At 34.2% G+C, this 12,297-nt stretch carries 12 protein-coding genes and 2 tRNA genes; 9 read left to right on the top strand and 5 right to left on the bottom strand.

Annotated features, from left to right (window positions below):
- Positions 1 to 2 precede the first annotated feature (2 nt).
- The 5 genes from ABUA27_RS05030 to tnpA all read left to right on the top strand — a co-directional run bounded on the left by ABUA27_RS05030 (position 3) and on the right by tnpA (position 2,625).
- Positions 3 to 78: transfer RNA gene (locus ABUA27_RS05030), tRNA-Phe, on the top strand.
- A 10-nt stretch (positions 79 to 88) separates the two neighbouring features.
- Positions 89 to 181 (top strand) — tRNA-Ser (locus ABUA27_RS05025).
- Positions 182 to 293: 112 nt separating this feature from the next.
- Positions 294 to 1,478 carry an MFS transporter gene (locus tag ABUA27_RS05020; RefSeq protein ID WP_349820354.1) on the top strand — a complete coding sequence of 395 codons (1,185 nt, stop codon included), beginning with the start codon at positions 294 to 296 and terminating at the stop codon, positions 1,476 to 1,478.
- A 2-nt stretch (positions 1,479 to 1,480) separates the two neighbouring features.
- Positions 1,481 to 1,993: a nitroreductase family protein gene (locus ABUA27_RS05015; protein WP_129982075.1), complete on the top strand. Its 513-nt coding sequence runs from the start codon at positions 1,481 to 1,483 to the stop codon at positions 1,991 to 1,993.
- A gap of 164 nt (positions 1,994 to 2,157) precedes the next feature.
- On the top strand, positions 2,158 to 2,625 hold the full coding sequence (gene tnpA, locus ABUA27_RS05010) for an IS200/IS605 family transposase (RefSeq protein ID WP_055289730.1): 468 nt from the start codon (positions 2,158 to 2,160) through the stop codon (positions 2,623 to 2,625).
- A 126-nt stretch (positions 2,626 to 2,751) separates the two neighbouring features.
- On the opposite strand, the gene ABUA27_RS05005 is transcribed toward tnpA, so the two are convergent.
- The 3 genes from ABUA27_RS05005 to ABUA27_RS04995 are packed head-to-tail and all read right to left on the bottom strand — an operon-like array spanning position 2,752 to position 4,329.
- Complete coding sequence (locus ABUA27_RS05005) at positions 2,752 to 2,892, bottom strand: glycine zipper domain-containing protein (protein WP_288835402.1); 141 nt, start codon at positions 2,890 to 2,892, stop codon at positions 2,752 to 2,754.
- A 48-nt stretch (positions 2,893 to 2,940) separates the two neighbouring features.
- Positions 2,941 to 3,744, bottom strand: a complete 804-nt coding sequence (locus ABUA27_RS05000; protein ID WP_129982078.1) for an HAD family hydrolase — start codon at positions 3,742 to 3,744, stop codon at positions 2,941 to 2,943.
- Between the two features lie 6 nt (positions 3,745 to 3,750).
- Complete coding sequence (locus ABUA27_RS04995) at positions 3,751 to 4,329, bottom strand: histidine phosphatase family protein (protein ID WP_287846080.1); 579 nt, start codon at positions 4,327 to 4,329, stop codon at positions 3,751 to 3,753.
- A gap of 130 nt (positions 4,330 to 4,459) precedes the next feature.
- Here ABUA27_RS04995 and ABUA27_RS04990 point away from each other — a divergent pair, with 130 nt between their 5' ends.
- From ABUA27_RS04990 to ABUA27_RS04980, 3 genes are all read left to right on the top strand, one after another.
- On the top strand, positions 4,460 to 6,802 hold the full coding sequence (locus ABUA27_RS04990; RefSeq protein ID WP_129982080.1) for an HAD-IC family P-type ATPase: 2,343 nt from the start codon (positions 4,460 to 4,462) through the stop codon (positions 6,800 to 6,802).
- Positions 6,795 to 7,571 (top strand): HAD-IIB family hydrolase, encoded by a 777-nt coding sequence (locus ABUA27_RS04985; protein ID WP_349820353.1) that lies wholly within the window; start codon positions 6,795 to 6,797, stop codon positions 7,569 to 7,571. The genes ABUA27_RS04990 and ABUA27_RS04985 overlap by 8 nt, the downstream gene beginning before the upstream one ends.
- Before the next feature lie 156 nt (positions 7,572 to 7,727).
- On the top strand, positions 7,728 to 9,059 hold the full coding sequence (locus ABUA27_RS04980) for a citrate synthase (RefSeq protein ID WP_349820352.1): 1,332 nt from the start codon (positions 7,728 to 7,730) through the stop codon (positions 9,057 to 9,059).
- An 813-nt stretch (positions 9,060 to 9,872) separates the two neighbouring features.
- Here the strand turns inward: ABUA27_RS04980 and ABUA27_RS04975 are convergent.
- Both ABUA27_RS04975 and ABUA27_RS04970 read right to left on the bottom strand, forming a co-directional pair.
- On the bottom strand, positions 9,873 to 10,937 hold the full coding sequence (locus ABUA27_RS04975) for a branched-chain amino acid aminotransferase (RefSeq protein WP_129981892.1): 1,065 nt from the start codon (positions 10,935 to 10,937) through the stop codon (positions 9,873 to 9,875).
- 119 nt (positions 10,938 to 11,056) lie between these two features.
- A complete protein-coding gene (locus tag ABUA27_RS04970; protein WP_129981891.1) occupies positions 11,057 to 11,581 on the bottom strand; it encodes a cysteine hydrolase family protein in 525 nt (174 codons plus the stop codon).
- A gap of 74 nt (positions 11,582 to 11,655) precedes the next feature.
- On the opposite strand from ABUA27_RS04970, the gene ABUA27_RS04965 reads away from it, so the two are divergent.
- Entirely contained in the window at positions 11,656 to 12,297 is a 642-nt protein-coding gene (locus ABUA27_RS04965; RefSeq protein WP_129981890.1) for a lactate utilization protein, read from the top strand.

Genomic DNA, 12,297 nt, shown 5'->3' with positions numbered 1-12,297 from the left:
TTGGTTCCGTAGCTCAGTCGGTAGAGCAGAGGACTGAAAATCCTCGTGTCGCTGGTTCGATTCCGGCCGGAACCACCATTAGAATGATGCAGGTTTACCCAAGTCCGGCTGAAGGGATCGGTCTTGAAAACCGACAGAGGATTAACGTCCTGCGGGGGTTCGAATCCCTCAACCTGCGCCATTGAATGTTACTCAGGAGAGATCCTGAGTTTTTTTTTCAGAACATGTAAGAGATTACAGAATTATTTCTGTTCTGTTATAATATTATTATCACATGTAAGGGAGATCATAAAATGGAACAATCAAAAAGTATTAATGTTAGATACTCAATGTTGCAGGGGATTTACTATGTAGGATTCTGTGCAGTTATTGGCTATGCCGCTGTATATCTAGGGTCAATTGGCATGAGTTCATCTTTAATTGGGATTGTACTTGCAATCGCAAATATTCTGACAAGTATTGCACAACCCGTACTTGGAGGATTTGTAGATAAGTCAAACATTTCTATGAAGAAAGTCTTAATGATCATGTTTGGTCTTTGTAGTATTCTATCTGTATTCCTCATGTTTGTAAGTAAGGTGACATTCTTAGCTGCTGCTTTGTTTATTGCAGTTTCTACAATTCTTTATACTACAATGCCTTTAGTTAACTCACTTGCTTTCGCATTCCAGAAGCATGGTATTGATGTTAAGTTTGGTGTAGCACGTGGTATTGGATCAGTGGCTTATGCTCTTGCGTCTCTTGTATTAGGAAACGTTGTAAAGGCAGTAAGTCCTACTTTAATGCCTCTTGCCTATATTGTCATCTTCTTAGGTATTTTACCTCTTATTCGCTCATTTAAGATGCCTGAGACAGAAATAGATGAAGTCATTGAAGAAAAAGTAGTAGAAAAAGAAAGCACAGGAGCTTTTATTAAGAAGCATCTTAAATTCATGATCTTTTTAGCTGGTTTTGTATTAGTTTATTTTGATCATACAATCATCAACAATTTCTTTATTAATGTAATTAGAAACGTTGGTGGTAATACTGGAGATATGGGAAATGCAGTATTCTTGGCTGCAATGTTGGAACTGCCAACAATGGCTTTATTTGAAAAGTATAAGAATAAAATCAATATCAAAAATACAATCATCATTTCCGCAATATTCTTCACACTTAAACATACATTGACTTATTTTGCGACAAATATGGTCATTATCTATTTAGCTCAGGCAACTCAAATGCTGGCTTATGCATTATTTATTCCTGCATCTGTTTATTATGTAGATAAATTATTTGATGCAAAGGATGCAGTTAAAGGACAGGCACTCGTTACTACAAGTATGACTGTATCTGGTGTACTAGCTAGTTTCTTAGGTGGTATTTTACTAGATAGTATTGGTGTTTATGAAACATTATTTTTAGGTTTAGTATTAAGTGTAGTAGGTACAATTGTGATGATTGTGACTGTTGAGAACGTAAATAAGAAGGGGACTTAAATATGTTAGATGTTTTAAAAACAAGAAGAAGTATTAGAAAATATACAGATGAAATGCCTAGAGATGAAGATCTTGAGAGAATTGTAGAAGCTGGTTTATATGCTCCTACTGGTATGGGCAGACAGGGCGTTAAGTTTGTAGTAGTAAAGAATAAAGAAATGAGAGATCATTTATCAAAGTTGAATGCTGATATTATGGGGAGTGATAAAGATCCTTTCTATGGTGCGCCTGTAGTGATTGTAGTATTAGCAAAGAAAGAATATCCCACATATATCTATGATGGATCACTTGCGATTGGCAATATGCTCAATGAAGCACATGGCTTAGGACTTGGTTCTTGCTGGATTCATCGTGCGAAAGAAGTATTTGAAGGTGAAGAAGGAAGAAGACTTCTTAAAGAATGGGGCATTGAAGAAGACTATGAAGGTATCGGAAATGTTATTATAGGATTTGCGGATGGTAAGGCTCCAGAAGCAGCACCTCGTCTTGATCATCGTGTGATTACAATCGAATAATGAAAAAATCCTCCTTGCGGAGGATTTTTTTTTATATTATAAAGAAAACCATACGCTATGCGTATGGTCCAAAAAAACTTTCAGAGATGGTGAGAAAAAAACCTCCAATGATATAATAAAAGTGGCTGGCAACCGCAAGAATTATAATCAAAGGAGGACTCTCAATGAGAGATGATAATACCTTATCACACACAACGTATAATTGCAAATATCACATAGTCATTATACCAAAGTACAGAAGAATGGTAATATACAGAAAATTAAGAAAAGATATAGGCGCTATTCTCAGAGCAGTAGCAGAAAGAAAACCAGGAGTTGTAATTCATGAGGCTGAGGCATGTCCTGATCATATACATATGTTGATGACGATACCACCAAAATATAGCGTATCGTCTTTCATGGGTTATCTGAAAAGCAAATCAACACTGATGATTTTTGACAGACATGCAAATATGAAATATAAATATGGTAACAGAAAATTCTGGGCGAAAGGATATTATTGTGTGACAGTAGGACACAATGAAGAAGCTGTAAAACGATATATAAGAAATCAATTACAGGAAGATAGACTTTCGGACCAGATGAGCATGAAGGAGTTTATTGATCCTTTTACAGGAGATAAAATTAAATAAAAAAACCCCTTTTAGGGGTTATAGGTAAACGTGTTGTGGTTGTCAGTCTTCAATAGTCGAAGGACTCGCACAACGACATGCCCTTACAGGGCGGGTTCATACCACTGATTTTATCAGTGGTTATGATTATAACAATGAAAGGATACCGGCTGCACCGACACCTAAACAGATTCCTATACCTATATTGTCAAAACAAATACCAAATACGACACCTAAACTGATCATAATAGGTAAATAATATGCTAATTTATCATTGTCTTTTTTCATGAAATCACCTCGACTAGAGTATATCATACTTATGTGAAGATAAGATGTTTATTGTGGAAATAAAGCCTTAAGAATATCTTCTAATCCATTTTTATCAATAGGTTTACAGATAATATCAGCTTGTACCTTTAATTCATCTATGGCATTACCCATAGCTACACCTACCTGACATAATTGAATCATTTCAATATCATTAAGACCATCACCAAATGCATAGGTATCTTTGATATCTAAACCATAATGTTCGAGAACTTTCTTAATACCGATGGCTTTACTCATGGTTGGTGAAAAGAACTCAAATGAATTATCACTGCCATGCTGATCAAAACTGATAGTAGTACCAAACTTACCATCTAAATAGTCGCTTACTTTCTGCTTGTCTTTATTTGTGACATTGGCTTCTATTTTAATGGCACGTTTTAAGACATCATCACGGTCAAAATCCATAGAAAACATCTCTTCCATGCCGAGGTTCTTAAAGAACGTATAAAGCTCTTTATAACGCTTATCAATATAAATATGATGTGCTGTTTCAAGCATATAATCACAATTTAGTTCTTCAAGCATATCAACTGTCTGAGTCGCAAGTTCTGTATCCATTCTCTCTTCAAAGATAGATTCACCATCAATCTCGATATAACCACCATTATATAAGACATAACCATCAAACCCCAAATCAAGGAACTGCTGGTTAATCATGGCTTTAGGACGACCACTGCAGATAAAAAGCTTATGCCCATTGTTTTGAATTCTTTTAAGTTCTCTTTTTACACCTTCAGGTACTTCATAAACTCCATAAGTGTTATCTACAAGCGTACCATCAATATCAAAAAATAATACTTTTTCTTTCATATGTATCTACTTTACCTCTGGTCTTAATATTTCTACAAATTTAAACTCATTGTTATCATATGTATAATGAAGAATACAGCAATTAGTAAATCCTCCTGAGTTAAAAATAATGTTTGGGTCATTAAATGCACTAAAGAATTGCATAGAAGCGCCGGCATGACTTACTGCAAGAACCACTTCATGGTCTTCTTTATTCATGATTTCAGTTAGTGTATTTACAACTCTATGTTGTACTTGTTTGGTTGTTTCGCCACCATAATGGGGAAATAAGTCATCATATTTAAAATCATCAAAATGAGGATTTAAATCTTCACTTTCTCCTTCAAATAATCCAAAACCTCTTTCCTTAAGCCCTTTAAGTCTTGTATAAGGTACTTGACCTTCTGTAACTATTTCTAATGTATCAGATGCTCTTTCAGCCGTACTAGAGTAGTAATGATCAAAAGAAATATCCTTGATCAACTCTCTTGCAGCGTCTGCCTGCTTAATACCTAGTTCAGTTAGTGGAGAATCACATGATCCCTGAATTCTTCTTCTAACATTAAATAGAGTCTGTCCATGACGCATCATATATAAATGTTTCATAATAAATATAACCCCTTTCATTGGATGATAAGTTAATTATATCTATTATTTAAGAAAAAATTAAGGTGAAAGTACACAAATAATACACTTTTCTTTGTTAAGATAGTGCAATAGAGGAGGAGTGGTGAATATGAATGAATTAAAAGGCCTCTCACAACAAGAGGTACAAGAAAGAATAGAACAAGGACAAGTGAATTATACAGGTCAGTCTATTTCTAAAACAAAAAAAGAAATTGTGAAGCAGCATACACTTACATATTTCAACTTTCTAAATATATTTTTAGCTGTTTTGATTGTGATTTCAGGACAGCTGCAGAACTTAACTTTTATTGGAGTTATGGTAGCTAATACAATATTAGGTATCATTCAGGAATTCAAGGTTAAGAAAACTATTGATAAGCTAAGTGTTGTGACTGTAGAGAAAGTGAAAACATTACGTGATGGTAACTTGATAGATGTTCCAGTAGAAGAGCTAGTTATGGATGACATTATCTTTCTGCAAGCTGGTAATCAGATTGGGACAGACTGTCAGGTTATAGAAAATCATGCATTAGAGATTAATGAATCTCTTTTGACTGGGGAATCAGTACCTGTTAAAAAGAAGGAGAACGACGAAATCTATGCAGGAACCTTCGTTGTGGCAGGAAGTGGTTATGCAAAAGTAATCCGTGTAGGGAATGCGAACTATTCTACAAAGCTAGTGAACCAAGCTAAACATAAGAATCTTGCATCTAGTGAGATGAGAGATTCTATTGAGAAGATTATCAAGGTTATGAGTATTATTATTGTGCCAGTCGGTCTATTACTCTTTAGAGCACAATATAAGGCCATGCCAAATGACTTTAATACCGCATTAGTTAAAACAGTAGGTGGGGTTATTGGGATGATTCCTGAGGGACTTGTCTTATTAACTTCTTTATCTTTTGTATTAGGTGTTGGTCGTCTTGCAAAAAAGAAAGCACTTGTTCAACAGATGGAATCCATTGAAGCATTAAGCAGAGTTGATGTACTATGTCTTGATAAAACAGGGACTATTACAACAGGTGAACTTAAAGTTAAACATATTGTTCCTATTAGTGATCAATATACGCGTGAGATGATTTGCGATATTATGGGTTCATTTGCTTTCTTAGTAGATGATATCAATCCAACTCAGAAAGCTTTAATGAATTACTTCACTAAAAATGATAAATATCATAAGAAATCAGAAGTACCATTTTCTTCAGAACGTAAATATCGTGCCATTACTTTTGATGATGATCGTTCTTTTGTGTTAGGTGCTCCTGAATTCTTGACTGATAATAAAGAAATCTTAGATCAGGTCAGTGGTTATTCTGAGTTTGGTTTACGTGTATTACTGTTAGGAGAAGCAGATTATTTAGAAGAGGGACATTATCATTCTCTTACTCCAGTTTGTCTTATTGCTATTAGTGATATCATTAAAGAAGATGCACATGATACATTTGATTATTTCAAATCTCAGGGTGTTTCTATTAAAGTCCTTTCAGGAGATAACCCTCTTACAGTTTCTCGTGTATGCACCCTTGCAGGGCTTGATAACGCAAATAATTATATGGATGCTTCGACTCTTCCTGATACTGTAGAAGAAATGAAACAAGTATTAGGAGAAACATGTGTCTTTGGTCGTGTTAAACCAGAACAGAAACAATTGATTATCAAAGCTTTCCAGGAAAATGGTCATGTCGTAGGCATGGTCGGTGATGGTGTCAATGATGTACTTGCGATTAAGGATGCAGATTGTGGTATTGCGATGGCCAATGGAGCTGATGCGGCTAAGCAGGCAGCACATATTGTATTATTAGATTCTAACTTCAGTTCAATGAAGGAAATTGTAAACGAAGGTCGTGTCATCATTGCGAATATTGAAAAGGTCAGCTCACTATATCTAACTAAGACTATTTATTCTACAATTCTTAGTCTGATCTTTGGATTCTTCTGCTTAACTTATCCATTTACGCCTTTCCAGCTCTCTTTGGTAAGTGGTATGGCAATTGGATTACCATCATTCATTATTACTCTTGAACACGATACAACAATGAGTTCTAAGGGCTTCTTAACACATGTGATTCATACAGCACTTCCATGTGCTTTAAGTGTTGTAGTGCTTGTACTGTTTAATTTTTTATTAAAATGGATGTTCTTCTTAAATGCGAAATACTTTTCTACATATAGTTTCTTAGTGACTATATTTATTAGTTTTATTGTATTATTTAAGGTTTCTAAACCACTCAATTTTTTAAGAAAGTTTAATATTGGTTTAAACGTCCTGCTTACTATTGGTTGCCTTTATGCAATTCCAACCTATTTTTATATGTATCCTATTACGGACTTACGTGTTATTATAGTAGTAGCTTTTGAATGTGTTGTTGCTTATTATTTAGTCGCACTTATCACAAAAGCATTAGATAATATAACTGAATATAGACGTTGGAAGAGGAAGAAGCATGGATAAAAAATATTTTTTCTTTGATATTGATGGCACTTTGACAGATATACAAACTGGTATTCCTGTACCTAGTGCTTTAGAAACAATTAAAAAATTACAGGATAAAGGACATTTTGTCGCAATTGCGACAGGACGTGCCTATTATAAAACAAAAGATACTGCTAAGATGCTTGGTATTCATAATCTTGTATCTAATGGAGGGGCTGCTTTGATTTATAATGATGAGTTAGTTACAAATAGTCCATTAGATAGAGAAAAGGCTCTTGCACTTATTCATGAAGCAGATGAAAAAGGCTTTGGAATATTAATTGCTGTTAATGATAGTATTGATGTAGTGATGAAGGATGAACGCTTTATTGAACAGGTAGGAGAAAGACAGGAACCGACACGTTATATTCTTGATAAGTCATTAAACTATGATGATTTGAAGGATATTTATAAGATTTATATTGCGATTCCAGAAGACAAAGAAGAAGAACTTACTTTAAGAGATACAGTGGGTCATATCCGCTTTGTACCACCTTATCTTACTTATCAACATGATGCAAAAGAAAAAGGTATCATTAAGATGATGGAATACTTAAAGGCTGATATTAAGGATGTTGTAGTCTTTGGTGATGGTGAGAATGATCTTGTTATGTTCAAGAAGGAATGGACAGCTATTGCGATGGGCAATGGTGTAGAAGACTTAAAGAAAAAAGCAGATTTTGTCACAAAAGATTCTACAGATGATGGTATAGAATATGCATGTCGTCATTTTGGCTGGATTGATTAAGAAGGAGTAATCCTTCTTTTTTTATATATAACACAAATACATGTATAGATAATTATAAAACAACTAAATAAACTTATGATATTAATAAGAATACTTGTATACAATCTATGGATAATGTGATAGAATAGATTCAACCTTCAAAAAGGAGTTGATGATATGGATCAGAATATAAAGGATTGTTTTAAGAAATCATTGGATGAAACAGCTATTCCTGGTGAACTTTATAAGAAGTATTCTGTAAAGAAAGGCTTACGTAATGAAGATGGTACTGGTGTATTAGTTGGTTTGACAAATATATCAGATGTAGTGGGGTACAAGAAGGTTGATGGTGAAAAAGTTGATGACTATGGTACATTGTATTATCGTGGTATCAATGTAAAAGACATTGTGGAAAATGGAAAAGGACGCCGTTTCCTCTATGAAGAAGTATGCTTCTTGATTCTATTTGGCTATTTGCCAAATAGAGAGGAACTGGAGCACTTTAAGAAGACAATTAGCGATCATTACACCTTGCCTGAAAGATACCTAGAATTAAATATTTTGGGATATCCAGAGAAGAATCTCATGAACAAGCTACAAAGAGAAGTATTGATGCTTTATAGCTATGATGATGATCCAGATAATGTAGGTGTATTAGAAACATTATATAAGGGAATTGATTTGATTGCGAAGATTCCTGTTATTGTCAGCTATACATATCAATCAAAAGTACATCATTTTGATAAGGAATCTATGATTATTCATCATCAGAATTATGATTATTCTATTGCTGAACAGATTTTATATTTATTAAGAAGAGATGGTGCTTTCTCTAATAAGGAAGCAGAAGTACTTAATACTGCACTTATTCTTCATGCAGACCATGGTGGAGGTAACAACTCTACATTCACAAATGTTGTTATATCTTCTACTGGTACAGATATTTATTCAGCCATTTCAGGGGCTATTGGTTCATTAAAGGGTCCAAAGCATGGTGGTGCCAACTTAGCGGTTAAGAAGCAGATGGAACTTGTTATTAATGAAATTGGTATACATGCATCAGAACTTCGTATTAGACAAATTGTCCAGGATATCTTAGATGGGGACTTTAATGACCATACAGGACTTATTTATGGTATTGGACATGCCGTTTATACACTAAGTGATCCACGTAGTGAAATCTTAGCTAAACAATGTGAAGAATTATCATATGAAAAATTCAGACATGATGAATATGAATTCTATAGAAAATTCTCAGCTATTGCGATTGAGGAAATCTATAAAAGAAAAGGAATTCATGTTTGTACAAATGTCGATTTCTATAGTGGTTTAGTATATGATATGCTTGGTATTCCTAAAGATCTCTATACATTACTCTTTGTAATTGGAAGAACAGTAGGGTGGGTCGCTCATAATATTGAATCTAAGCTTTATAGTGGACGAATTGTTAGACCTGCCACTAAATTTGTGGGAGAACTTAAAGAATATAAAAATATCGAAGATAGATAGGGAAAGTGCGACTAAAATCGCATTTTTTCTTTTGTTTTCAATAAAAACACTACACTTTTGAACCAATAAATGTTATTATCTTTATAAGGATGTTGCCCTCTTAAGGAGAAATATATGGTTGTTTCCTATTTATTGACAATATGTGGTTCTTTAATCATAATTATTGGAGCTGCTGTATTTATTATTGGAAAACACAGCAAATAAACCACTCCGGCTTAATTTTAAAATTAAGTCGGAGTTTTTAGTTTCTTAGTATTTAAGTTTTCACCTAATGCGAGTTGATCCTTATTCTTATTGCGTGTCTACTTCGCCTCTGTCGTATAGGATACTTGCATCCACAACCACTTACATCTGCATTTAGTACATTCTCATCAGCTGTTCTATACTGTCCATGATGTATTCTCTTTCCATTGAAATGGTCTTATCCCATAAGCAAGCTTATGAGGTGTACGATTCTTCCTGCATTACAAGTATGATGCCATTTGATTTACAGAGATATTCAAGCTTATCTTGAAGTATCTCATTGTTACTTTTATCTATATTGGAATCCTTCTGAAATGTTTCGTTATAGCCCACAATAAGTATTCCTATATCATTATCAAGACAGTAATTAATCACAATGCGTGCTGTAGTCTTTGATTCTATTGTTGCGCTTGCGCACTATTTTTTTTGATCATCTTATTGCCATAGTTCTGTTTATCCTTGATGGACTATAATCGTGCATTCTACTGTTAATTTTATATATTTTATACTCTCTTTCATTCTGTATTACTCAATTATAAGCACTAAAAAAAGCGCCGAAGCGCTTTTTAATTATTTTACTTTATGAATCCAGTTGAACTTATCTGGAAGTTTACCCCATTGGATACCTGTTAAAGTATCATATAATTTCTGAGTTAATTCACCAGTCTTGAAGTCATTGATAAGAACTTCTTCACCCTTATAACATAATTCACCAACTGGAGAAATAACTGCTGCAGTACCTGTACCCCAAGCTTCTTTTAATGCACCAGTACGTCCTGCTTCCATTAATTCATCAACACTTAGATGACGTTCTTCTACTTTATAGCCCCAGTCACGAAGAATTGTTAACATTGAATCTCTTGTAACACCTGGAAGTACTGAACCTTCAAGAGGTGCAGTCACTACTGTATCGTTGATTAAGAACATGATGTTCATAGAACCAACTTCTTCAACATACTTTCTTTCCTGACCATCTAGCCATAATACCTGAGTATAGCCATGTTCTTCTGCTTTAACCTGAGCAGCAAGTGAACCAGCATAGTTACCACCACATTTAGTGAAACCAGTACCACCCTTAACAGCTCTTACAAATTCATCTTCGATCCAGATCTTAACTGGTGCAACACCTTCAGGATAATAGTTTCCAACTGGTGTTAAGATAATAACGAATTTATATTTATTTGCTGGATGAACACCAACACCTGGTTCAGTTGCAAACATGAATGGACGAATATATAGAGAAGTTTCAGGTGCAGTAGGAATCCAATCCTGTTCATACTTAACAAGAGTTTCTACAGCTTCTACGAATTCTTCTTCTGGTAATTCAGCCATACATAAACGTTTATTTGAGTTTCTCATACGTTTTGCATTCATTTCTGGACGGAATAACTGAACATTTCCTTCAGGATCACGATAAGCCTTTAAGCCTTCAAAAGTTTCCTGTGCATAGTGAAGGACCATTGTAGCTGGATCCATCTGAATTGGTGCATATGGTACAATACGTGCATCATGCCATCCTTTTTCAGAATCCCAATCATATACAAACATATGATCTGTAAAATATTTACCGAAGCCAAGATTTGACTGATCTGGCTTTTCTTTAAGAGTCTTTGCTCTTTCTACTTTGATTTCCATTATTAAAATCCCCCTTTAGAATTGTTCTCATTATAGTACTATCATTTGCTAGATGCAATACAAAATGAGGAAATAATACAAAACAATTTATATAATTTATGGAAAACAGAAAAATAACACTAAATCACTTTAACCTGCAAACTCTTTTCTAATACTGTAAGAGCGGCTTTTTCTAGGTTTTCATCAAAAGATGCACATCCTTTTGTATCTACTTCAATAACTGCATCAGGAAGTGCACTCTTAATCATAATACAATTAGAAATAACACAAATATCAGTCACTACTCCTACTACTCTTACTTCTTCATAAGCTGTATCCTTTAATAAGTTCGCAAGCATTAAAGATGGGAAAGTATTTTTTTCAATCACAGTATGATTTCTACTTAAAGACTGCAATTCTCCATAAAGTTCATGTCCTTTTGTCTGTGAGATACAGTGAGGAACAGGTAAATTCTTGCCTTCCTGTGTTTCAAGATAGTTATTAAAGTGTGTATCTTTAGTAAACCAGACATCTTCACCTTCTTCTTCATATTTCTTTACTAATGAAATGATATAAGGGGCAATCTTGGTTGCTTTTTCAAATCCAAGTGCACCATCCACAAAATCATTCTGATAATCTACAACAACTAGTAGTTTCTTACTCATAATGAAACCTCCTTTTTTATTTATTATAAACCACTTTCATATGTTATAATAGGGGGACAGAGAGGTGTTTTTTTATGGATAAGAATTTATTGGGTATGTATGATTTGAAAATTGAGAGATTAAAGAAAGCATTAGAAAGAAATAACATGACTTGTGAAGTGTTTAATACTGAAGAAGAGCTTCATGATTATTTTAAGACAATTTTCAAGGACCAAAAGGTAGTAGCAGTAGGTGGTTCTATGTCACTAGATGAAATGCATGTATTAGATTTAGTGCGTGCAAGTGATGTGAAGTTCCTTGATCGTTATGCTAAAGGATTAACTAAAGAAAAAATCAATGCGATTCATCATGAAGCATTTAATGCGGATATTTATTTAACGAGTACCAATGCAATGACAACAGATGGCTGTTTATATAATATTGATGGCAATGGTAATAGAGTGGCTGCAATGATCTATGGGCCTAAGGATGTTTATGTAGTTGTTGGTGTCAATAAGATCTTTGAATCAGAAGAAGAAGCCATTGATCATATTAAAAACGTGTCAGCACCGGCAAATGCGATTAGATTACACCGTCAAACAGGATGTGCTGTTGCTGGTAAGTGTGTCAATTGCATGTCAGATCAAAGAATCTGTGCATCTTATGTCAAACTTGCACGTCAGGGAAACAAGGATAGAATTCATGTAATTATTATGAGACAGGAGTTAGGTTATTAA

This window comes from Catenibacterium sp. RTP21428st1_D7_RTP21428_210409, from assembly GCF_040227455.1.
In the GTDB taxonomy this organism is placed as follows: domain Bacteria; phylum Bacillota_I; class Bacilli_A; order Erysipelotrichales; family Coprobacillaceae; genus Catenibacterium; species Catenibacterium mitsuoka_A.
This window is presented reverse-complemented; position numbering and strand designations above follow the sequence as displayed.